Origin of the sequence: Micromonospora sp. NPDC049559 (assembly GCF_040676675.1) — a bacterium.
In the GTDB taxonomy this organism is placed as follows: domain Bacteria; phylum Actinomycetota; class Actinomycetes; order Mycobacteriales; family Micromonosporaceae; genus JBFAPK01.
The window spans coordinates 265,360-286,670 of record NZ_JBFAPK010000003.1 but is presented as its reverse complement, the minus strand read 5'-3'; the positions used below and the strand labels follow the sequence as shown (position 1 = coordinate 286,670).

At 71.1% G+C, this 21,311-nt stretch carries 18 protein-coding genes and 1 pseudogene; 6 read left to right on the top strand and 13 right to left on the bottom strand.

Annotation, left to right across the window (positions count from 1 at the left end):
• Window positions 1-26 precede the first annotated feature (26 nt).
• Window positions 27-662: a hypothetical protein gene (locus tag AB0J86_RS06955; protein ID WP_363853717.1), complete on the top strand. Its 636-nt coding sequence runs from the start codon at window positions 27-29 to the stop codon at window positions 660-662.
• Window positions 663-818: 156 nt separating this feature from the next.
• Window positions 819-1,964 (top strand): epoxide hydrolase family protein, encoded by a 1,146-nt coding sequence (locus AB0J86_RS06950; protein WP_363853714.1) that lies wholly within the window; start codon window positions 819-821, stop codon window positions 1,962-1,964.
• Window positions 1,965-2,082: 118 nt separating this feature from the next.
• Here AB0J86_RS06950 and AB0J86_RS06945 read toward each other — a convergent pair whose 3' ends face one another.
• Entirely contained in the window at window positions 2,083-2,712 is a 630-nt protein-coding gene (locus AB0J86_RS06945; RefSeq protein ID WP_363853711.1) for a DUF642 domain-containing protein, read from the bottom strand.
• A 293-nt stretch (window positions 2,713-3,005) separates the two neighbouring features.
• Between AB0J86_RS06945 and AB0J86_RS06940 the strand changes: the two genes are divergently transcribed.
• Together AB0J86_RS06940 and AB0J86_RS06935 are read left to right on the top strand one after the other, a co-directional pair.
• Window positions 3,006-3,362, top strand: a complete 357-nt coding sequence (locus tag AB0J86_RS06940; protein WP_363853708.1) for a PadR family transcriptional regulator — start codon at window positions 3,006-3,008, stop codon at window positions 3,360-3,362.
• A complete protein-coding gene (locus AB0J86_RS06935; RefSeq protein WP_363853705.1) occupies window positions 3,359-4,315 on the top strand; it encodes a hypothetical protein in 957 nt (318 codons plus the stop codon). Before AB0J86_RS06940 ends, AB0J86_RS06935 begins: the two co-directional genes overlap by 4 nt.
• Before the next feature lie 37 nt (window positions 4,316-4,352).
• On the opposite strand, the gene AB0J86_RS06930 is transcribed toward AB0J86_RS06935, so the two are convergent.
• On the bottom strand, window positions 4,353-4,928 hold the full coding sequence (locus tag AB0J86_RS06930) for an EXLDI protein (RefSeq protein WP_363853702.1): 576 nt from the start codon (window positions 4,926-4,928) through the stop codon (window positions 4,353-4,355).
• 224 nt (window positions 4,929-5,152) lie between these two features.
• On the opposite strand from AB0J86_RS06930, the gene AB0J86_RS06925 reads away from it, so the two are divergent.
• Complete coding sequence (locus AB0J86_RS06925) at window positions 5,153-5,956, top strand: ATP-binding cassette domain-containing protein (protein ID WP_363853699.1); 804 nt, start codon at window positions 5,153-5,155, stop codon at window positions 5,954-5,956.
• A gap of 9 nt (window positions 5,957-5,965) precedes the next feature.
• The gene (locus AB0J86_RS06920) at window positions 5,966-6,727 is read left to right on the top strand and encodes an ABC transporter permease (protein ID WP_363853696.1); all 762 of its coding nucleotides are present in this window, start codon (window positions 5,966-5,968) and stop codon (window positions 6,725-6,727) included.
• A 277-nt stretch (window positions 6,728-7,004) separates the two neighbouring features.
• Here the strand turns inward: AB0J86_RS06920 and AB0J86_RS06915 are convergent, their stop codons facing one another.
• The 11 genes and pseudogenes from AB0J86_RS06915 to AB0J86_RS06865 form a co-directional block, all read right to left on the bottom strand.
• Window positions 7,005-7,769: a hypothetical protein gene (locus tag AB0J86_RS06915; RefSeq protein WP_363853693.1), complete on the bottom strand. Its 765-nt coding sequence runs from the start codon at window positions 7,767-7,769 to the stop codon at window positions 7,005-7,007.
• 164 nt (window positions 7,770-7,933) lie between these two features.
• Window positions 7,934-8,263 (bottom strand): hypothetical protein, encoded by a 330-nt coding sequence (locus AB0J86_RS06910; RefSeq protein WP_363853690.1) that lies wholly within the window; start codon window positions 8,261-8,263, stop codon window positions 7,934-7,936.
• 355 nt (window positions 8,264-8,618) lie between these two features.
• On the bottom strand, window positions 8,619-8,951 hold the full coding sequence (locus tag AB0J86_RS06905) for a YciI family protein (RefSeq protein WP_363853688.1): 333 nt from the start codon (window positions 8,949-8,951) through the stop codon (window positions 8,619-8,621).
• A gap of 99 nt (window positions 8,952-9,050) precedes the next feature.
• Window positions 9,051-12,158, bottom strand: a complete 3,108-nt coding sequence (locus AB0J86_RS06900; protein ID WP_363853685.1) for a discoidin domain-containing protein — start codon at window positions 12,156-12,158, stop codon at window positions 9,051-9,053.
• Between the two features lie 170 nt (window positions 12,159-12,328).
• Window positions 12,329-13,873 (bottom strand): MFS transporter, encoded by a 1,545-nt coding sequence (locus tag AB0J86_RS06895; RefSeq protein ID WP_363853682.1) that lies wholly within the window; start codon window positions 13,871-13,873, stop codon window positions 12,329-12,331.
• Window positions 13,874-13,980: 107 nt separating this feature from the next.
• A pseudogene (locus tag AB0J86_RS06890) lies at window positions 13,981-15,774 on the bottom strand (IucA/IucC family siderophore biosynthesis protein); the annotation flags it as partial.
• Window positions 15,771-16,334, bottom strand: coding sequence for a GNAT family N-acetyltransferase (locus AB0J86_RS06885; RefSeq protein ID WP_363853679.1), 564 nt, complete (start codon window positions 16,332-16,334; stop codon window positions 15,771-15,773). The pseudogene AB0J86_RS06890 and the gene AB0J86_RS06885, both read right to left, overlap by 4 nt.
• Window positions 16,331-17,629 carry a SidA/IucD/PvdA family monooxygenase gene (locus AB0J86_RS06880; RefSeq protein WP_363853677.1) on the bottom strand — a complete coding sequence of 433 codons (1,299 nt, stop codon included), beginning with the start codon at window positions 17,627-17,629 and terminating at the stop codon, window positions 16,331-16,333. The genes AB0J86_RS06885 and AB0J86_RS06880 overlap by 4 nt, the downstream gene beginning before the upstream one ends.
• 75 nt (window positions 17,630-17,704) lie before the next feature.
• Entirely contained in the window at window positions 17,705-19,261 is a 1,557-nt protein-coding gene (locus AB0J86_RS06875; RefSeq protein ID WP_363853674.1) for an aspartate aminotransferase family protein, read from the bottom strand.
• The gene (locus AB0J86_RS06870) at window positions 19,258-20,124 is read right to left on the bottom strand and encodes a siderophore-interacting protein (protein WP_363853672.1); all 867 of its coding nucleotides are present in this window, start codon (window positions 20,122-20,124) and stop codon (window positions 19,258-19,260) included. The genes AB0J86_RS06875 and AB0J86_RS06870 overlap by 4 nt, the downstream gene beginning before the upstream one ends.
• Before the next feature lie 7 nt (window positions 20,125-20,131).
• Window positions 20,132-21,181 carry an ABC transporter substrate-binding protein gene (locus AB0J86_RS06865; protein ID WP_363853669.1) on the bottom strand — a complete coding sequence of 350 codons (1,050 nt, stop codon included), beginning with the start codon at window positions 21,179-21,181 and terminating at the stop codon, window positions 20,132-20,134.
• Window positions 21,182-21,311: the final 130 nt, after the last annotated feature.

Genomic DNA, 21,311 nt, shown 5'->3' with positions numbered 1-21,311 from the left:
GTCCCGCGCCGAGGAGCAACCGAGACATGACCCGCGTCTACCTGGAAAAGGGCCGAACGAAGATCGTCGCCTGCGCGCTGGACTGGCCCGGCTGGGCGCGCATCGGCACCAGCGAGGACCGCGCCCTGGCCGCGCTGACGACTTACGCCGACCGGTACCGGCTCATAACCGCCGGTGCCGGGCTGTCCTTCGCCCCCGGCCCGATCGAGATCGTCGAGACGGTGACCGGCGTCAACACCACCGACTGGGGAGCGCCCGGCGTACCCGTCGCCGCGGACAGCGAGCCCTACGGCGCCGCGGCGGCGGAGCGTACCGCCGCGATCCTGCAGAGCGCATGGCGGGCCCTCGACGACATCGCCAGGTCCGCCCCGGAGACCCTCCGCAAGGGGCCACGCGGCGGCGGACGCGACCGCGACGAGATCGTCGCCCACGTCATCGACAACGAACGGGCCTATGCCCGCAAGATCGGCATCCGGCACCGACCGTTCGCCGCCCGCGACCGTATGGCCCTGGCCTCGTTGCGTACCGCGATCCTCGACGTCCTGGGCAGCCCGGCCGACGGGGTACCGCTCACCAGCGGCGGGTGGCCACCGGCCTATGCCGCCCGCCGGTTCGCCTGGCACGTCCTGGACCACGCCTGGGAGATCCAGGACAAGTCATAGCCATCCAGCCGATTTCCGGGCCCGAGGCCGCCACCGTCCAGATTGGACGACGGCGGCCTCGTCGCGTGGTACGGGTGCGCCGGCCGCCAAGATTCCGGGAAGTCGACCCGGCACTGCGGACCGAACCTGTCCGCAACGGTTTCTAGCGTAAGAGCCATGACAGCGATCACCGAGTTCCGCATCGACATTCCCCAGACCGACCTTGAGGACCTGCGCGATCGCCTCGCGCACACCCGGTGGGGCGGGCAGCTGCCGGGCGCCGAATGGGAGCGCGGCGTGCCGGTCGGCTACCTCAGGGAGCTGACCGAATACTGGGCCACCAAGTACGACTGGCGCGCACACGAGGCCGAACTCAACACCCACCCGCAGTACGTCACCGACGTCGACGGGCAGCGGCTGCACTTCGTACACGTGAAATCCGCCGAACCCGGCGCACTGCCGCTGGTGCTGCTGCACGGTTGGCCGGGCTCGGTCGTGGAGTTCCTCGACGTGATCGGCCCGCTGAGCAACCCGCGGGCGCACGGCGGTGACGCGGCCGACGCGTTCGACCTGGTGATCCCGTCGCTGCCGGGATTCGGGTTCTCCGGGCCGCTGTCCGGGCCGGGCTGGGACAGCCGGCGGATCGCGGCCGCGTTCGCCGAGCTGATGCACCGCCTCGGCTACCACCGGTACGGCGCGCAGGGCGGCGACTTCGGCGCCTTTGTCGCCCCCGATCTCGGCCGGGTCGACCCGCAGCACGTGGTCGGCGTCCACGTCAACGCCGCCACCATGGGCTTCATCCCGTTCGGCGAGGTCGGCGAGGACGAACTGGCCGCCCTCACCGATGCCGAGCGCGCCCGCGTCGCGCGGATGCGGGCGTTCCTCGGCGAAGGAAACGGATACTTCCAGATCCAGGCCACCCGTCCGCAGACCCTCGCGCACGCGCTGGTCGACTCACCGGTCGGGCAACTGGCCTGGATCGTCGAGAAGTTCAAGGAATGGACCCACGGTGAGCTGCCCGAGCAATCGGTCGACCGGGACCGGATGCTCACCAACGTCATGCTGTACTGGCTGACCGGTACCGCCGGCTCCGCCGCGAACCTCTACTACGAGAGCATGCACACCCGCAACTGGCCCACCCCCAGCGACGTACCCACCGGCGTCGCGGTGTTCGCCGAGGACATCGCCATCCGCCGGTACGCCGAGCGCGGCAACGCCATCGTGCACTGGTCGGAGTTCGACCGAGGCGGACACTTCGCCGCCATGGAAGCCCCCGACCTGCTCGTCCAGGACGTGCGCACCTTCTTCCGCCGTTTCCGCTGACCCCGGCTCGCGTGCGGACGAGCCCGACGGCCCGCCCGCACGCGTCTCGGTCGACCACCCCGGCCCGGTCGACCACCCCGGCCCGGTCGCCCTCGGCGGAGGGACGCCGAGTCGGTCCCTACGAGAGGCGGTTGCTCTTGCCCGCGCCACTGGGGCAGATGACGAGGAGGCAGCTGTCGACGCGTACGCCGTCGATGACCGGGCCCCAGACGCTGGCCGTGGTGCTGCCGAACTGGAGCGTGGTCGACGCCGACAGCAGGTTGGTGAAGTAGAAGGTCCGGTGGACGTACCCCATGTCGCTCGGCGAGTGGCCGGCGGTGTCGAAGCTGAAGCTGTCGACCGTCGCGCCGTTCGCGGTGACGGTTCCGGTGGTCACGATGGCCCCGCCGTCGGGGTTGCCGGCGAGGGCGTAGGTCACTCGGTACGTGGTGAGCAGGCTGGTCGGCACCGTCCTGGCGACCGAGCCCGGCTGGTCGCCGTTGAGGTCGAGCGACTGCCCGCCCTCGGCGGCCTGCCAGTCGCTGGTCAGATCGACGTTTCCGCTGGTCACCGTCCACGGTCCCAGCGCCTGACCCTTGCCGAACGTCACGAAGTCGGTGGAGATCTGCGGTTGCTCGAAGCCGTCGGCGAAGACGGTGCCGCCGGCCGCCGCAGGGCTCGCCGTGCTCACGCTCAGTAGTGCGGTCAGTGTGAGCACCAGGCCCGCGCCGATCGTCGTACGGCGGGTGCGCGCATGCGTCGTTGCCATGATGGTCCTTTCGACGACGGTGTCCGACGGGGCGATGCCGGTTGTCCCTGGCGGCGGTGCGCGGTCCGGCTGCCGGATTCCCAGGAATCGATGCCCGTCAGCGACGCTACGGTTACCGTCCGAAGGCGACAAGGTTTCGGATTACTCACACATCCGTCGATATCCGACAACGATGCTGCCCCGACGGCCGTTGACACCCGCGCGGTACCCGGAATGAACAGCAGGCGGCAGCTACCGCCACGCGCATATCTCGCGCTTGACCTATAGGTCGGTCATCTGCTTATGGTGATGGCATGACTAAGCCCTTCGCGCCGATGCGCGAGCCCACGTACTTCATCCTCGCCGCCTTGCAGGACGAGCCCCTGCACGGCTACGCCATCGTCAAGCGCGCGCAGGAGTTGTCCGACGGGCGGGTGCGTCTGACGACCGGCACGCTGTACGCCGCGTTGGACCGGCTCGCCGGCGAGGAGATGGTGCGGGTCGCCGAAGAGGCCGTGGTCAACGGCCGCGCCCGTCGCACCTACGAGCTGACCGAGCACGGGTTGGCCGCGCTGCGCGCGGAGGCCGCGCGGATGGCAGCCGCGGCCCGGGTGGTTCGGGACCGCTCCGTGGGGTCGCCGGCCGTGACGGTGCGGACGGTACTGGCATGAGCGGGCTGGAACGCCACTACCGGTGGCTGCTGCGGGCATACCCTCGGGCCTACCGGCAGTACCGCGCCGACGAGATGCTGGAAACGCTGCTGGTCGCGGGCGAGACGGGCCGGAGGTATCCGAGCCTTCGGGAGTCCGTGGCGCTCGTGGTGGGGGGCCTGCGGGCCCGTACCGGCGTGGACCGGCTAGGTTCTCCGGCCGCGCTCCGACACTCGGCACTTCGGCTGACCGCGCTCTCGCTCATCGTGTGCGGCATCGCCCTCACGGCCACCCCCGTAATTTGGCGGTCATGGCTGCTCCTGCCCGGCGCCTCCCCCGACGCTGTCGTCGCCGGAAGCCTGGCCACGTCCGGGATGTTGCTGCTCGCGCTGGCCGCCACAGCCTGGGCCCGCCATCGCCTCGCGCTCGTCGCCACCATCGGCGCTCTCATCGCGAGTCACTGGCGCTCCGTCGTACACGGTCAGTGGTACGTGGAGCAGTGGACCGGGGTCGAGGTGCGGGGGTCGAGGCTCCAGGCGCTTCTCTACCTGACCGTGGACTTCTCAGTGTGGGCAATCGTGTTGGCCGCACTGGCGATGCTGCCGCTGCTCAGGACCCGGCAACCACGCGTCACGCGACCATGGATCTGGTTCGCCGTGACGGCGGTGGTTGTGGCGGTCGTGACGCCCAACCCGCTCAACGGCTGGTCCGGCGGGCTCGGCCAACCGGTCGTCGTGGTCGCCTGGCTCATGGCGGCAATCATGGGTGCCACATTCGACGTACGAATATCGGTCGTCGTCGGCGCGATCCTGCTGGTGCCGACCCTCGGCGCCCTGGCGCACACACTGATCGGTTCGGAGGCTGGTGTCGGAGGTCCCGGCAACCCGGCCGTACTGCTCGGAATCATGGTCGGGATGCTCGTGACCACACTCGCGGTCAACCGGGTCGCCGCCCGCCGCCAGGTCACCCTGTAGGACCCGGCGGAGCCCGTTCAGCGCAGGGCGGGCCGGCTCAGATGTCGAGGTCCTCCACGACGGGCTCGTCCTGGATGGTCTGCAGCGCGACCGCGTAGAGCTCCGCCGGCAGCAGCGTTTCGAGTTCCTCGACGGTGTCGACAACCGAGAACGTGGCCTGGGCCGGGGTTCGCATCCAGGCCTGGTCGGGCGACCAGTCGCCGATCCAACCGCGCCAGCCGGTGGCCCACTTCCTGCTGCGCTCCGCGTTGGGCCCGACCGGGGTGTGCAGCTCCGACCGGACATGATGCACGGCGAAGCGGCCCTTGCTGGTCCGGAACAGCGAGTACGTCTCCTCACCCTCCGCGCTCGACGAGGTCCACTCGCCCAGGGCGACACCGAGGAAGCGCTTGACCAGGGAACGCCCGACGCCCACCTTCACGGTGATCTCGTCGAACCCGGCCCGCTTTGCCTCCTCCACCTCGACCAGTCGACGTAGCGCCGTGACGATCGCGGCCGACAGGTTGCTCCCCGTCAACTCCTGGGCGCGCAGCAGCAGCGGCAGGTCGTCGTCGGCGACGTAGATCGTCTTGTTCGGCATGCACTTCTCACCTCTGGACAGCAGTCTACTCATACGTGTAAGACTACGTACATGCATACGTACACAGGAGCACGGCCGTACGCCGTCGAGGTCGACGTCCTTGCCACGCCAGTACTCAGTGATACGATCTACCGGTAGTCGGTGCTACTTAGTAGCACCATAGGTGGCCCGTGGGCAGCGAGCATCATCAACGCCCCGCTCGTCAGGGTCGGGCAGAAGCGCCTGGTCGACGTGGAAAGACAAGAGAGGACAGCCTGATGACGGCAGAGCAAGTCCCGGCGATCCACGTACGGGGCCTGGAGAAGTCGTACAAGGACCTGCGCGTGCTGCGCGGCGTGGACTTCGAGGTCGCGCGGGGCAGCATCTTCGCCCTGCTCGGCTCGAACGGAGCGGGCAAGACCACGGTCGTGAAGATCCTGTCCACGCTGCTCAGGGCGGACGCGGGGACGGCCGAGGTCAACGGTTTCGATGTCGCCGCCCAGGCGGCGAAGGTACGGGAGTCCATCAGCCTCACCGGGCAGTTCGCGGCCGTCGACGAGATCCTCACCGGGCGGGAGAACCTCGTCCTGGTCGCCCGGCTGCGACACCTCAGGAAGCCGGGCACCATCGCGGATGACCTGCTCGAACGCTTCTCGCTGACCGACGCCGGCGGGCGGAGGGTGTCGACGTACTCGGGCGGCATGCGGCGCCGCCTCGACATCGCGATGAGCCTCATCGGAAATCCGCCGGTCATCTTCCTGGACGAGCCGACAACCGGGCTCGACCCCCAGGCCCGCATCGAGGTGTGGCAGGCCGTCAAGAAGCTCGCCGGACAGGGCACGACGGTGCTGCTCACGACGCAGTACCTGGACGAGGCCGAACAACTGGCCGATCGGATCGCGATCCTCCACGAGGGTCGGATCATCGTCAACGGCACCCTCACCGAACTCAAGCGGCTGCTACCGCCCGCCAAGGTCGAATACGTCGAGAAGCAGCCGACCCTCGAGGACGTCTTCTTCGCCGTCGTCGGCGACGGCAGGCGCGGCACCGCCAACGACCGCAACGTCGGCGCGAACACGTAAGGAACGACGATGACCAAGCACTTCCTCAGCGACACCGCCGTCCTGTTGGGCCGATCCCTGACGCACGTCACCCGCAGCGTCGACACCATCATCACCACCGCGATCACGCCGATCGCCATGATGCTGCTGTTCGTCTACGTGCTCGGCGGCGCGATCAACGCGGGACCCGACTCGTACGTGAACTACCTGCTGCCCGGCATCCTGCTCATCACGATCGCCTCGGGCATCGCCTACACGGCGTTCCGGCTATTCCTGGACATGAAGAGCGGAATCTTCGAGCGATTCCAGTCCATGCCGATCGCACGGTCGTCCGTGCTGTGGGCGCACGTGCTGACCTCGCTCGTCGCCAACCTCATCTCGCTCGTGGTCGTCGTGGTCGTCGCCCTCCTCATGGGCTTCCGCTCGGCCGCCGGAGTGCTCGCCTGGCTCGCGGTGGCCGGCATCCTGATCCTGTTCACCCTCGCGCTGACCTGGCTGGCCGTCATCCCCGGCCTCACCGCCAAGTCCGTCGACGGGGCGAGCGGGTTCTCCTACCCGCTCATCTTCCTGCCGTTCGTCAGTTCGGCATTCGTACCCACCGACACCATGCCCGGCCCGGTGCGTGCTTTCGCCGAGCACCAGCCGGTGACGGCCATCGTCAACGCGATTCGCGACCTGTTCACCCGGCAGCCGGTGGACAGCGACATCTGGATCGCCCTCGCCTGGTGCGTCGGCATCCTCATCGTCACCTACATCTCGGCCATGGCCATCTACCGGCGCAAGATCAGCTAATGGACCGTCAAGCGCCCGACGGGGCCGGCGAGACCGTCGAGGCGCGCGGCGCCCCTGCTACGGCGGCCTCACCCGCCACCGCCCACTTCCGAAGCCGAGAGAAGAGAGCCATGACTGTCACGCATTCCGCCTGGACCGGCATGGTGCCGGTCGAGGACACCGAACTGTACGTGACCGACACCGGTGGGCCCGGCCTTCCGGTGGTCCATCTGAACGGCGCGGCGCGCCGATCTAGGGCAAATCGTCGTGATTGCGGATCCACTAGCAGGGATTTGCCCTAGATCGGCGCGCCCGGGCTGGGCTCCTGCCAGCGCCCGTCCGGGCCCATGCGCAGGGTTCGCGGCGGGCCCATCATCGCCAGCACCCGGGCGTACGCCGCCTCGCGCTCGGCCTGCTCGACGCCGGACGGGTCGGTGACGCGGAACCCATAGACGGGGACCTGCTCCGCGTCGAGGTCGTCCGGGTCCGGGTACCCCTCGATGACGAACCCGAAGAGGGCGCGCAGCGCATCCTCGCCGAGTTCCAGGGGGTGGAACGGCAACGGATACGGACCATTGTCGGGCCAGCCCGGTACGGGTTCGACCGCGCGCTCGCCGGCCCAGTAGGGGCGCTCGAAGTCGTACGGCTCGCCGATGTTCTCGATGATGCCGCTGTCCGGCGAGAGGCTGAGCGAACGGACCAGCCGACCGTCCTCCCAGACGGCGAAGCAGAGCCCGTCGACCGCCGAGTGCATGCCGTGCATGAGGATGCGCCGGCCGGCGCCCAGCGCAAGCAAATGGTCGGGCAGTTCGGAGGGGCGGTCGAGGACCAGGCGCCGGGTACAGAACAGTTCCGCGCCGGGCAGCACGGTCGCGTACGTGACGTCGTCCGGCGGATACGCCTCCTCAAGGAGCGTGGAGTCCTTCCCCGGATCGACGGAGTATCCGGGATGGATTCGACGTACGACTGCCTCGGTCTCCTCGCGCGAGGCCGGCGCCGGCCCGAGCAGGGCTCGGCGAATATCTCCGTCGGCAAACGCCAGCAGGGCGGTCTTCGCCCCCATGCGATTCCTCCAGTTGCTCGGCGCAGGCGGGGAGAGCCTATCCGCCCGCGCCTCCGCCGGTAGTCCCGGAAACTGGACAAGGCATGGCATCGCGGGGTCCGGCACGCGGGAATTGTGCCGGACCCCGAGGTTGAGCTGCGGGGCGAGCTATTTGTACGCGTCGACTACTTGAACGAGGACGCCTTGTCGTTGAACCAGAGCGGGACGGCGACCGGCTGGTTGTTCTCGTAGTTGGCCGTCCACCGCAGACCCTGCCCGCCCGAGTGCTCGTACAGGTCGATCCAGCAGCCGGGCACGTGCACCCGTACGGAGGAGGTCTTGTCGTTGAACCACGTCGGGATGTTGACGAGGTTGCCGCCGCACGGCGCCGGCCCGAAGACGTTGTACGTCTGGCCGAGCCCGTTGGCGTGCTCGTAGAGGGTCGCCCACTGCACGTCCGCGGCCTGGGCGGGGGTGGCGAACGCCGCCAGCGAGATGGTCATCACGCCAGCCACCGTGGCCAGGGTACGGAGAGCCGAATTCTTCCTGCGCATCCTTCATCCCTTTCCGTTCGGGGAACCTGATCGGGCGATGCCCTCGCCAATGGCGAACAGATTCGGCATCGCCCTGTTCGGATGGGCAAACGCTATTCGACCGTCCGCCGTCTTTTCCCGTCGTGCGTTTACGGGACGCCCCGTGGAGCCGGATGTCGGTCGAAATCCGACCCACCCAATTGTCGACTCCCCCACCGCCCGAAGCAGAAGGGTGATTTCGGTCCAGCACGCACCGCAGCCCGGATCGACGGGCGGCCGGTACGACACCTGAGCCGCACCAGCTGACCACCCGAGTTGCCGGACCGTGGGGGGAGTGTCAGGCCGGCGCCGGCTTCCGGAAGGCCGGTGGCACGTGGCACGGGTGGACGCTCACCCGCTGCCAGACGTCCTCGACGACGTAGGGCTCGACGCGCAGCCAGGCGTCCAGCTCGTCGCGGCTGGCGGCCTCCATCACCAGCATGGAGCCGACCATCTCGCCGTCGTCGTCGAGGATCGTCGCGCCGTAGACGGCCCGTACCCCGAGGCTCATCGCGGCCTGGGCCAGGTGCCGCTCGCGGGCGGCGGCACGGCGCTCGCGCCCCACCGGTCCGGGATGGTCGTACGCGACGACGAGGAACAGCATGGCGCCTCCGGTGACTCGTGCGGACACCCCGTCGATCTAGGGCAAATCGTGGTGATTGGAGATCCACTAGCAGGGATTTGCCCTAGATCGACGGGGGACGATCGGCGGAGAGGGACGCGGACGAGGCTAGCTCCAGCCGGTCAGGCCGGCGCCGTAGGGGTAGAGGGGGTTGCCGTAGTTGGTGGGTACCGGCTGGCCGGCGTCGATTCTCGCCCGGATCTCCGTACGTTGGGCGGCGGTGGCACCCAGGTCGTACGGCAGGTCCCAGCTCTCCGTGGCGTCGGCCGGTACGTCGGTGCCACCGGCCCGGAGCACGTCGGTGAGGTTGCGCGGCAGTTGCCAGGGCAGCTTGCCGCTCGGCGCGTAGTCGCCGAAGAGCAGGCTGGCCAGGGCCGGCCCCATCTCCTCACCGCCCCGGTAGGTGACCACGATCGCGCTGGCCAGGCTGTTCCACTCGGTGATGACGTACGGCCGGGGCAGCACCAGCACCACCACGACGGGTATCCCCTGCCGCTGGAAGTTCTGAATGATCGACAGTTGGTCCGGCGGCAGGTACGGCTGCTCCTTCACCCAGTTCGTCGCGTGCGTGTACGACGACTCCCCCACCGCCACGACCGCGAGCTTCGGTGCCGGTCCGGTGTCCTGGTAGACGTTGACCCCGGCCCGGCTCGCCCTCGATCTGATCGCGTCGAGGATGGTCTGCGAGCCGTATTCCTGGTGGAAGTAGCTGGTCCAGATGCAGCAGGCGGTGGTGTCGGTGGCGCGCGGTCCGGCCACCACGATGTTGTCGCCGGCCGCGAGCCGCATCGGCAGCACACCGTTGTTCTTGAGCAGCGTCATCGACTCGCGCGACGCCTGGTTGGCCAGGGCCGTGTACGCCGGCGTGTGGAAGCGGTACGGCCCGTTGACCGGGTCGCCGTACGGGTTCTCGAAGAGCCCGAGCTGGAACTTCAGTCGTAGCACCCGGCGGACCGCGTCGTCGATGCGCGACAGCGGCACGTTGGCGACGAAGGTGGCGATCGAGAAGCCGGCCGCGCCGGGGTCGGCGCCGCCCATCACGTCCGAGCCGGCCTTGGCGGCGCCCACCCAGGAGCCCGAGGGGAGCCAGTCGGTGGTGATGAGCCCGGTGTACCCGAGGTTCTGCCGCAGGTAGGCGAGGATCTTCGCGCTGTCCCCCGCGCCCGGACCGCCCGGGTCGAGGAAGGAGCTGCCCGCGTACCCGGGCATGATGTTGACGGCGCCCGCCTCCATCGCGGCCCGGAACGGGATCATGTGGTACTTGATGGTGACCCCGTCGTAGACGATCAGGGCCTCGCCGCCGGCGCCCTCGCCCGGCCAGTGCTTCACGGTGGCGAGCACCGAGCGCGGGTTCAGCTCCGGGCCGCCCTGCAGCCCCGCGACCAGCGCGCGTACCTGGGCCGCGGCGACGTCGGCGTTCTCGCCGTTGCCCTCCTGGATGCGGGGGTAGAGCACCTTGGTGCCGACCTCCGCGAGCGGCCCGAGCACGCCCCGGGTGCCGACCTCCAGCTGCTCGCGCCGCTGCATGTCGCCGAGCTTGTAGTCGAGCGCGTAGTCACGGGCCGCGGCGAGCGCGCTCTGGGTCGGGTACGTCGTCTTGTAGCCGTGGATCGTGTCGCCGGCCGAGATGAACGGGATGCCCAGCCGGGTGCCGCTCGACGCCAGCAGCGTGTTGTGCAGGTCCTGCGCCTCGGCCGGGCCGAAGTGCCAGCCCGACTGCGGGAACTGCTGGGCGTTGTAGAACATCTGGTACGCCTTCTCCTCGGTCGTCATCCGACCGAGCAGGTCGTTCACCCGCGTCTCGACGGGCTGCCGCCAGTCCTCGTACGGCTCGATGGTGCCGTTCTTGTTGAGGTCCCGGCTGCCGTTGACGATCCGTACGCCGTCGGCGACGGTGCTCAGCGTCGGCACGTAGACGCTGAACCGGCGGATGTTCGAGGTGCTGGTGCCGCCGCCGGTGACCGCCACGACGTACCACTTGTAGGTCCACCGGTCCGGCAGGTCCCAGCTCGGCGTGTAGCTGGTGCCGGTCGGCTCGGCGACCTTGGTGTAGAGGTCGATGAGGTTGCCGGCGGCGGTGAAGTCGTAGTCGGTCCGGCTGATGTTGATCCAGACCTGGTAGCGGCTCGCGCCGCCGACGGCGGCCCAGCTCAGCGCGGGCCGGCGGGTGGTGGTGACCATCGCGCCGTCGGCCGGGGCGTTGAGGGCGAACTGTCCGGTGGTGCCCGGCGGGCGGGTCGGCCCGGAGAGCATCGGCGGCGTGGTCGCGCTGCTGTCGACCGTACCGGAGATCTGGAACTCCCAGAGCGAGTAGCCGTACCCGGTGGCCCGCGCGGTGCCGTAGAAGCGCACGTAGCGGCCGGTGCCGGTGACGGTGAGCCGCTCGACGCCGCCGCGACCGTCGGCGGTGGAGTAGACGCTGTTCCAGCTGGCGCCGTCGGCGGAGACCTCGATCCGGTACGCCTTCGCGTACGCGGCCTCCCAGTTCAGCGTGACCCCGGTGATGCTGGCGGTGCCGCCGAGGTCGACCTGGAGCCACTGCGGATCGGCGAACTGGCTGGACCAGCGGGTGGTGGTCCGCCCGTCGAGGGCCGCCGCCGGGGCGTTGCCGCCCTCCCAGGAGGAGGCCGAGACCGGCTTGAACTCGGAGATGACGGTGCCGGGGCCACCGCCGCCGGGGCCGCCGCTCTGGGTGCCGTAGACCTGGAACTCCCAGAGCGAGTAGCCGTACCCGGTGGCCCGCGCGGTGCCGTAGATCCGCACGTACCGGCCGGTGCCGGTGACGGTGAGGTCCTGGGTGCCGCCGGTGCCGGTGGTGGTGCTGTAGACCGTGCTCCAGGTCGAGCCGTTGGCCGAGGTCTGGAGCTGGAACGCGGTGGCGTACGCCGCCTCCCAGGTCAGCACGACCCGGTCGATGTCGGCGCTGGCGCCCAGGTCGACCTGGAGCCACTGCGGGTCGGTGAACTGGCTGGCCCAGCGGGTGCCGGGGTTGCCGTCGACGGCGGCCGAGGCGGGCGTGCCGGCGTTCTCGACCGACGAGGCGGTGACGGTTTTGCCCTGCGAGAGCAGCACGCCGGCCGCGTGGGCGGGCGGCACGGTCGCGTTCGGATAGCCGGTGAGCAGCGCGACGACGACGAGTCCGACGAGGACGGCGAGGCTGCGGCCGCGCGAGCGGAGACGGGTGGTTGGGCGGCCGGGGGATCTGCTGGAGAACATGGTCGCTCCCAGGTGGGGGCAGCGGGTCCCGGCACCGGCGGCGGGGTCGGCGCGAGGGGACGACGACCCGCTGCCGGGTCGACGGGGGTTTGGAGAGCGCTCTCCCGTAACACTATAGAAATCGGTTGATCAGTCAAGACGGTGGCGGGGTGCTCGCCGCGCGGGACGCGTCAGTCCGGACGTCGGTGCGTCGCGTCGGCCGGTGGGACGGGCGCGGCCAGTTCGCGCGGGGCCGCGCCCGGGCGCCGGGCCCGGTGCAGCAGCAGCGCGGCGAGGCAGGCGCCGGCGAGGACCGCGGCGGCGCCCACGAGCTGGCCGGCCGCCAGCCCCGCGACGAACGCCTCGGTCACCTCGGCGCGCCCGGTACCGCCGTGGACGGCGGCCAGGGCGTCCGGGAACGAGGCCGCGCCGGCCGCCGTACCGGGCAGCAGCGCGACGAAGCGGGCGTTCATCACCGCGCCCAGTACGGCCACGCCGAGGCCGCTGCCCACCTCGGACAGGGTGCCGTCGATGCCGGCCCCGGTGCCGGCCCGGTCGGCCGGGATCGCGCCCATCACCGCCGCCACGATCGCCGGGTTGGCCAGCGCGCAGCCCGCCCCCATCAGGATCAGCCCGGCCAGCAGCCCGCCGTACCCGTCGAGGGCGCTGCGGGCGACCACCACGAGGCCGGCCGCGAAGAGCGACATTCCGGCGGCGATGGCGAGCGGTACGCCGAGCGCCCGGATCGCCCGGGTGGACACCCCGGCGAAGTTGAGCAGGACCACGCTGAGCGCGAACGGCGCGGTGCGCAGCCCGGCCTCCCAGGGCTCGTACCCGCGGACGAACTGGAGCTGCTGGGTGAGCAGGAAGAGCGCCCCGGCGCTGCCGAAGGTGACCAGTACGACCCCGGAGATCGCGCCGACGAAGCCCCGGTTGCGGAAGAAGTCCAGGTCGAGCATGGGGTGCCGGACCCGCCGCTCCCAGCCGGCGAAGGCGGCGAGCAGCAGCGCGCCCGCACCGGCCGGCAGGAGGACGTGCGCGGAGAGCCAGCCGTGTCCGGGCCCGGAGATGATGGCGTAGACCAGGGCGGACATTCCCGCGGTGGAGAGCGCCGCGCCGCCGAGGTCGGGGCGCCCGGCGGCCGGGCCCCGCGACTCGGGCAGCAGCGCCCAGGCCGCGACCAGCCCGAGCGCCACCACCGGCAGGTTCACCAGGAAGATCGCGCCCCACCAGAAGTGGGCGAGCAGCAGACCGCCGATCGGCGGGCCGGCCGCGAAGCCGAGCGCGTTCACGGCCGCCCAGACGCCGATCGCGCGCGGCCGTTCGTCGGCGTCGAAGACCTGCATCACCACGGCGAGCGTGCTGGTGGTCAGCAGCGCCCCGCCCACGCCCATGCCGGCCCGCGCCGCGACCAGTGCGCCGGCCGACGGCGCGAGGCCAGCCGCCAGCGACCCGACGCCGAAGAGGGCCAGCCCCGCGAGCAGGGCCCGCTTGCGCCCGTACCGGTCGGCGAGGCCGCCCGCGGTGAGCAGCAGCCCGGCCTGCACCAACGCGTACGAGTTGATGGTCCACTGGATCTCGGCGGTGCTGGCGCCCAGCTCCGTGCCGAGCACCGGGATGGCCACGTTCAGCACGGTGCTGTCGAGCAGCACGGCGAGCTGGGCGAGGCAGACCACCGCGAGGATCAGCCAGCGGGTGGGCAGTCGGTTGGCCACCCCGGTTTCGAGAACCGTCATCGCCCCGGCGGGGACGGCGCGGCCGCCGCGCCCGGGGCGGCACCGGCGGGCGGCGCCGGCACCGCTCGCTGCGCGGGCACGGCCGGCCGCGCGGGCGCGGCCGGCGCGTAGGGCGCGATCGGGTTGCGCAGCGTGCCGACGAGTTGGAGCGCCGCCGACGGGTCGGCGAGGTCGACCATCTGCTGGTTGTCGCGCAGTTGCAGCCGGTTGAGGCAGGAGAGCGCGAACTCCTCGACGAAGAGGTCGTACCGGCGCAGCCGCTCGGCCAGGTGCGGCACCCGCCGCTGGTAGTCGGCCGCGCACTCGGCGACGGTACGCCAGAAGCTCTCCTCGTCGAGCACGTCCGAGGTCGCCAGGATGGCGGCGAGGTGCCGCAGGAAGCAGTCGAAGACGTCGGTGAAGATGGCGAGCAGCCGCATCTCCTCCGGCACGGCGGCCTGGATGCGGCGTACCCGCTCGGGCAGCTCCGCCTCCGGGTCCATCACCGCGATCTCCTCGGCGATGTCCTTGAAGATCACCCGTTCGACCGTGCCGCCCTCGTCGAGGACGAGGATGACGTTCTCGCCGTGCGGCATGAAGGCCAGGTCGTAGGCGTAGAAGCTGTGCAGCAGCGGGGTCAGGTACGCGTCCAGGTACCGGCGCAGCCACGCCTCGGGGGCCAGCCCCGAGCGCGCGACCAGCGCGGCGGCGAGCGAGCGCCCCTCGGCGTCGACGTGCAGCAGCGACGCCATGGTGGCCAGCCGCCGCCCCGGCTCCAGCGCGGGCACCGGGCTCTCCCGCCACAGCGCCGCCAGCATCTTCCGGTACGGCGAGTAGCGGTCGGTCGCGGCCTCGTACTGCCGGTGGTGGTAGCCGACGGCCGCCCGCTCCCGCAGGATGGTCAGCCGGGTCGACGCGAGGATCTCGTCGTTCGCGACCAGGTCGGCGAGCCAGTCGTTGATGGCCGGGGTCGCCTCCATGTACGCGGCCGAGAGCCCGCGCATGAAGCCCATGTTCAGCACCGACAGGGCCGTCTTGACGTAGTGCCGGCGCGGGGTGGTGATGTTGAAGAAGGTTCGGATCGACTGCTGGGCCAGGTGTTCGTCCGGGCCGGGACCGAGGCAGACCAGCCGGCGACGGGCGAGTTCGCCGGCGAAGGTGACCGACAGCTTGTTCCACCACTGCCACGGGTGCACCGGGATCAGCAGGTGGTCGGCGAGGTCCAGCCCGAGGCCGGCCAGGGTCTCGGCGAAGCCGGCGAGGGTCTCCTCCCCCAGTTCCTCGTGGATCAGCGTCTCGTAGTCCAGGTCGGCGGCGCAGGTGAAGGTCGCGTGGTCCCGGTGCGCGGCCAGCCAGATCAGCCGTACCGGGTTGGCCGCCTCCGGCGCGTACCGCCGGTACTCGTCCGCGCCGAAGCCGAGCCGGCCGTTGTTCGCCACGAAGCAGGGGTGGCCCTCGGTCATCCCGGTCTCGATCGCCTGGAAGTCGGCGCCGGCCAGTTCGTCGGCGCGCACCGGCGGCTTGGCCAGCTTGTACGCGACACCGGCCAGGGTGGAGCTGATCTCCTCCAGGTAGACGGGGAGGATCCGCGCGCCGAGGCCGAGCGACTGCCGCAGCTCCACGCAGAGGTCGAGGGCGTCCAGCGGCAGCTCGGTGCCGTCGCGGTGCCGGGTGATGCCGTCGGCGTCGATCTCCCAGTGCTCCAGGCTCCGCACCCGGGCCGTGAAGCGGTACTCGACGCTGCCGTCGTCGCTGGTCACCACGTACCGGCGCGGGGACGTCGGGGCCGCCTCCGGGTCGACCGGCACCGGGGTGACGAGCCGCTCGTGGGCGAACTCCGCGAGGGCCTTGCGGACCAGGAGCCGGTTGGCGCGCGCCCAGTTCTCCGGGGTGAGGTGGGCGACGGCGTCGATGGGGTTCATTCCGCTCCTCCGGTGGCGGCCAGGAACTGGGCGCGGGTACAGGTGCTCAACAGGGCCCGCTTCTCCGGCTTGGCGACGGTGCCGACGACCTCGAACCCGACGGCCGCGTTGAGCGCGTGCACGGCGGTGTTGCGCACGTCCGGCTCGACCACCACGCGCCGGGTCGCCGGGTCGGCGAAGAGCCAGGCCAGCACCGTCGTGATCACCGCTCGGGTGAAGCCGTGCACCGGGGTGTCGGTGGGGGCGCAGAGGAAGTGCATGCCCACGTCGCCGGGGAGCGGGTCGTAGAGGCCGACCAGCTCGACCCGGGCCGGGTCGTAACGTTCGGCGAGGAAGGCCGGCTCGCCCCGCCAGAGGCCGAGGAAGGCGTCGTGGTGCGGGTGCTCGGCGATGCGCCGGTACTCCTCGGTCACCCGGGCCACGTCGGCGTCCTGCATCAGCCAGAACACCGAGCGCGGATGGGTCACCCAGGCGTGCAGCAGCTCGGCGTCGGCGACCGGGTCGAGCGTACGCAGCGCGAACTCGCCCAGTGCCGGGTCGGTACGGCGGTAGACGGTCACGAGCCACCGTCCGAGGGCGCGCCGAACTCCTGGAAGGCGATCGACTTCTCGATCGGGTAGACCTCCCGGCCGAGCAGCTCCCGGATGATCCACGAGTTGCGGTACGGGCCCATGCCCAGGTCGGGCGAGGTGACGCTGTGCGCGTGTGTCGCGGCGTTCTGGAGGAAGATCTCCCGGCCGGCCGCGTCGATGGTGTAGTTGCGGGCCACGTCGAAGCGCCCGTGCCCGTCGAAGCGGATCCGGTCCCGGATCGGGGCGAGGAAGTCGGGCACGGTGTACCGGTAACCGGTGGCGAGCACCAGCCCCTCGGTACGCAGCGAGAAGTCCCGCTCCTGCTCGACCTGGCGCAGCCCGAGCGTGTACGTGCCGGTCGGCTCGTCGTGGCTCGCCGAGGTCAGTTCGGTGTTGGTCAGCAGCCGGGTGGCGACCGGCCCGGCCACGCTCTGCTGGTAGAGCAGGTCGAAGATCTCGTTGATCAGGGCCGAGTTGATCCCCTTGAAGAGCCCCTTCTGCTCGGACTCCAGCCGGTACCGGGTCGGCTCGGGCAGCGCGTGGAAGTAGTCCACGTAGTCCGGCGAGGTCATCTCCAGGGTCAGTTTCGTGTATTCGAGGGGGAAGAAGCGCGGCGAGCGGGTGACCCAGTTCAGTCGGTAGCCGTACGCGTCGATGTCGCCGAGCAGGTCGCGGTAGATCTCGGCGGCGCTCTGGCCGCTGCCGACCACGGTGATGCTGTTCTTCCGCCGCAGCCGGTCCCGGTGCTCCAGGTAGCGCGAGTTGTGGACGACGTCGCCGCCGAGCCCGCGGGCGGCCTCCGGCACGTCCGGCGGGGTGCCGGTGCCGAGCACCAGGTGCCGGGCCCGGAACTCGACCCGCTCCCCCGTCCCGGCCCGTACCGCGCGCACCACGTACCGCTCGTCGGCCGGGTCGTACTCGACCGAGGTCACCTCGTGTCCGAAGCGGACGCTGCCGAGCCGGCCGGCCGCCCAGCGGCAGTAGTCGTCGTACTCGACGCGCAGCGGGTAGAAGTTCTCCCGGATGTAGAACGGGTAGAGCCGGCCGCGCTCCTTCAGGTAGTTGAGGAACGAGTACGGCGAGGTCGGGTCGGCCAGCGTGACCAGGTCGGCGATGAACGGGGTCTGCAGGTGCGTCGCCTCCAGCAGCATCCCGGGATGCCAGGAGAACTGGCCGCGCGCCTCCAGGAAGACGCCGTCCAGCTCGGGTAGGGGTTCGGTCAGGCAGGCCAGGCCCAGGTTGTAGGGGCCCAGCCCGACGGCGATGAAGTCGTGGGTGGACATGGCGCTCCTGCCGCGCGTACCGCGGATGTCGGGTGGTGGACGAGGGGTGGTGACGGGGCGGGCCCGACGCGCCGGTCAGCCGGCGTGGCAGACCACGGCCTGGCCGCGCTTCTCGTGCACGTACCGGCCGGCGTGCTCGGCGATCAGGTCGAGGACGTAGCCGATGTCGTCGAGCGAGGTCTCGGGGTTGAGCAGGGTGAACTTCAGGTAGTGCTGGCCGTCGACGCGGGTGCCGGCGACCACGGCGGCACCCGAGGCGGCCAGCGCGTCGCGGGCGTACAGGTTGGCCGCGTCGGCCAGCTCCCGCTCCGGCCCGGTCGGCAGGTACCGGAAGACCACCGTACTGAGCTGCGAGCGGTTCACCACCTCGAACCGGGGGTCCTCGCTCAGCATCTGCCAGGCGCCGGCGGCCCGGTCGACCACCTCGTCGAAGAGGGCGCCGAGAGCGTCCGGGCCCATCACGCGCAGGGTCAGCCAGAGCTTGAGCGCGTCGAAGCGGCGGGTGGTCTGCAGGCTCTTGTCCACCTGGTTGGGGATGCGCTGCTCGACCATGCGCGCGGGGTTGAGGTAGTCGGCGTGGTAGGTGGCGTGCCGCAGCGTCCGCCGGTCGCGGACCAGCACCGCGCTGGAGCTGACCGGCTGGAAGAAGGACTTGTGGTAGTCGACCGTGACCGAGTCGGCCCGCTCGATGCCGGCGAGCAGGTGCCGGCGGGTGCGGGAGACCAGCAGCCCGCAGCCGTACGCGGCGTCCACGTGCAGCCACACCCCGGCGGCCGTACAGAGGTCGGCGATCGGGGTGAGCGGGTCGATCGAGCCGAAGTCGGTGGTACCGGCGGTGGCGACCACGGCCGCCACCAGCAGCCCCTGCTGCCGGCAGCGGGCGATCTCACGGGCCAGCCCGGCCGGCGACATGCGCCGCTCGGCGTCGGTCTCGACCGCCACGACCGCGTCCGCGCCGAGACCGAGCAGCTTGGCCGACTTCCGCACGCTGAAGTGGGCGGCCTCCGAGGTGAGGACGCGCAGCCGGGGCAGCAGCTCCGGCCGGGTCGGCGGGGTCGCGCTCGCGGCGGCGACCTGCGCGTACGTCTCCTCGCGCGCCAGCAGCAGCGCGTGCAGATTGGACTGGCTGCCGCCGCTGGTGAAGACCCCGTCGGCGTCCGGACCGAGCCCGACCCGCGCGGCCGTCCACTCGACCAGCCGGCGCTCGATCAGGGTCGCGCCGGCGCTCTGGTCCCAGGTGTCCAGCGAGGAGTTGACGGCCGAGAGGAGCGCCTCGCCGAGCAGCGCCGGGATCACCACCGGGCAGTTGAGGTGGGCCAGGTAGCGGGGGTGGTGGAAGTAGACGGCGTCGCGCAGGTAGATCTGCTCGATCTCGTCCAGGGCGGCGCCGCTGTCGCCCAGCGGCAGGTCCAGGTCGATCCCGGAGATCTCCGGCGCCAGCGTGCCCGGGCTGATCCCGGTGAACGGCCGCTCGGTGCCGGCCACCCGGTTGGCCACCCGGTCGATCCCGTCGAGCAGCGCCCGCCGGTACTCCTCGACCGTGCCGTTGCGGAACAGGTGTGCGCGTGCGCCCGCCGGCCGGGAATCCGTCCCGGACGGTGACGCCTCGACGGTGGGCCCCTGCGTGCTCATGACAGCTCCTCGGCGGTACGGGCGCGGGCGCGTTCGCGCAGGTCCTCTTCGGAGACGCCCCGGCGCCAGTAGCCGGAGAAGGTGACCCGTTCGCGGTCGAAGCCGCGGTCGCCGACCAGGTGCCGGCGTACCGCGCGGACGGTGGCGGACTCGCCGGCGATCCAGGCGTACCCGGTGCCGCCGGGCAGCGGGGCGGAGCGCAGCGACTCGATCAGCCCGGGGCCACGGTTGCCGGCGCCGCCCCGGACCAGCCAGGTGACCTCGGCCTGGGCGGCGGTCGGCAGGTACTGGATGTCGGCGAGGTGGGCGACCTCGATCCAGATCCGGGCCCGGGTGCCGGCCGGCAGCCAGTCCAGGATCGCGCCGACGGCGGGCAGCGCGGTCTCGTCGGCGGTCATCAGCACCCAGTCGGTGCCGGCGGGCGGGCGGAACCCGACGCTGCGGTTCTCCGCCGTCGCCGGGCCGAGCAGGACGACGCGGTCGCCGGGGCGGGCGGACGCCGCCCAGCGGGAGGCCGGGCCGGTACCGCCGTGCAGGGCGAAGTCGATGTCCACCTCGGCGCGCTCCGGCCGCTGCGCCCGTACCGTGTACGAGCGCATGACCGCGCGTACCTCGGGGTCGAGGGCGCGCCACCGGGCGAACCAGTCGTCGCCGAACTCGACGGGTACCACGGGCGCGTCCTGTCCGGGGTGCGGCAGGAAGAGCGAGAGGCTCTGGTCCCGGCCGCCGCCGGCGAACCCGGCGAGCTGGGTACCGCCGAAGGTGATCCTGAGCATGGAGGGTCCGAGCCGCCGGCACCGGACGACCCGTGCCTCGAAGAAGCGGAACTGTACGGCGGCGGGGGCGAGTTGGGTGGTCGTCATCCTCGGTTCAGCCGACCTTCTTGGCGCCCTGGATGACCTTGGCCAGGTTCTCCAGCAGCGGCGCGGCACCCGCGTACGAGAAGCGCGGCACCGCGTCCCAGGCCGCGACCTGGTTCGCCCGGACGGCGGGCAGCTGCGCCCAGGTCGGCTTCGCGGCCAGGTCCTTCGGTTGCAGCGTGGTGGGCCGGTTGTCGAGCAGGATCACGTCGGCGCCGTACTTGGCGGCGTTCTCCCAGCTCAGGCTCTCGAAGTAGTCGCCCGGGTCGAGCTTGGCCGGCTGGACGAACTCGACCCCCAGCTCGGCGAAGTAGAGCAGGTCCGTGCTGATCTTCGGGTTGGAGACGTAGAAGAGGTCGGCGCTGCCGGAGGAGGCCATCACCCTGATGCCCGGGTTCGCCCTGACCGCCTGGCGCAGGGTCTCGCTCGCGGCCTCGAAGCGGGCCTTGGCGTCGGTCACCTTCCTGGCGTTCAGGTCGGCGCCGAGGGAGGCGGCCAGCTCGGCGTAGCGCGCGATCGGCTTGGTGATCGGTACCCGGCCGACGCCGATGGCGACGCTCGGCGCGAGCGGGAGGATCTTGTCCTTGCTCTCGTCCGGCACGTACCAGAGGGCGCCGGGGTCGTACATGTGGGTGACCAGGAGTTGCGGGCGCAGCGCGGCGTACTTCTCGACGCTGAACTCGCCCCACGCGTTGCCGAGGATGGTCACGGCCTCCACGTCCAGGTCCCCGGCCTGTGGTTCGACGCTGCCGTCGGCGCGCTTGGTCTCGCCGAAGACCCCGACGATCTGCTTGTCGAGTCCGAAGTCGACCAGGGCCGCCGCGGTGCCGGTGAAGGCGACGATCCGGGTCGGCGTGCCGGCCGCGGTGACCCTCTCGTTCCGGTCGTCGGTGAAGGACCAGGGGCTCCCGTTGCCCTTGCCCCCGTTGCCCTCGCCCGACGGGGACGCGGGTTCGCCGCCCCGGCCACAGGCGCCGAGGAGGGCGCCGAGTGTGACGGCTCCGCCCGCGGCGAGCAGGCCGCGGCGGGACAGACGGGTAGCGGGCGGCAAATGTGACATGGCAACGTCTTTCGCGTTGAGGAGGGTCAGCCTTCGCGTTCAGGATGGTCAGCCGACCGGCGACGTTGTTAAGTTACCCTAACCTAAGTCGCTGTCAACGGTGGTCCGCCGCACCGGTCCCACGATCTGG

Bases quoted from the DNA above. Each gene is read 5' to 3' on its own strand.
- AB0J86_RS06935 (WP_363853705.1), top strand. From the start codon at position 3,359: ATGAGCGGGCTGGAACGCCACTACCGGTGGCTGCTGCGGGCATACCCT.
- AB0J86_RS06915 (WP_363853693.1), bottom strand. From the start codon at position 7,769: ATGGGGGCGAAGACCGCCCTGCTGGCGTTTGCCGACGGAGATATTCGC.
- AB0J86_RS06870 (WP_363853672.1), bottom strand. From the start codon at position 20,124: ATGACGACCACCCAACTCGCCCCCGCCGCCGTACAGTTCCGCTTCTTC.
- AB0J86_RS06940 (WP_363853708.1), top strand. From the start codon at position 3,006: ATGACTAAGCCCTTCGCGCCGATGCGCGAGCCCACGTACTTCATCCTC.
- AB0J86_RS06950 (WP_363853714.1), top strand. From the start codon at position 819: ATGACAGCGATCACCGAGTTCCGCATCGACATTCCCCAGACCGACCTT.
- AB0J86_RS06925 (WP_363853699.1), top strand. From the start codon at position 5,153: ATGACGGCAGAGCAAGTCCCGGCGATCCACGTACGGGGCCTGGAGAAG.
- AB0J86_RS06895 (WP_363853682.1), bottom strand. From the start codon at position 13,873: ATGACGGTTCTCGAAACCGGGGTGGCCAACCGACTGCCCACCCGCTGG.
- AB0J86_RS06920 (WP_363853696.1), top strand. From the start codon at position 5,966: ATGACCAAGCACTTCCTCAGCGACACCGCCGTCCTGTTGGGCCGATCC.
- AB0J86_RS06930 (WP_363853702.1), bottom strand. From the start codon at position 4,928: ATGAGTAGACTGCTGTCCAGAGGTGAGAAGTGCATGCCGAACAAGACG.
- AB0J86_RS06900 (WP_363853685.1), bottom strand. From the start codon at position 12,158: ATGTTCTCCAGCAGATCCCCCGGCCGCCCAACCACCCGTCTCCGCTCG.
- AB0J86_RS06955 (WP_363853717.1), top strand. From the start codon at position 27: ATGACCCGCGTCTACCTGGAAAAGGGCCGAACGAAGATCGTCGCCTGC.
- AB0J86_RS06865 (WP_363853669.1), bottom strand. From the start codon at position 21,181: ATGTCACATTTGCCGCCCGCTACCCGTCTGTCCCGCCGCGGCCTGCTC.
- AB0J86_RS06945 (WP_363853711.1), bottom strand. From the start codon at position 2,712: ATGGCAACGACGCATGCGCGCACCCGCCGTACGACGATCGGCGCGGGC.
- AB0J86_RS06880 (WP_363853677.1), bottom strand. From the start codon at position 17,629: ATGTCCACCCACGACTTCATCGCCGTCGGGCTGGGCCCCTACAACCTG.
- AB0J86_RS06875 (WP_363853674.1), bottom strand. From the start codon at position 19,261: ATGAGCACGCAGGGGCCCACCGTCGAGGCGTCACCGTCCGGGACGGAT.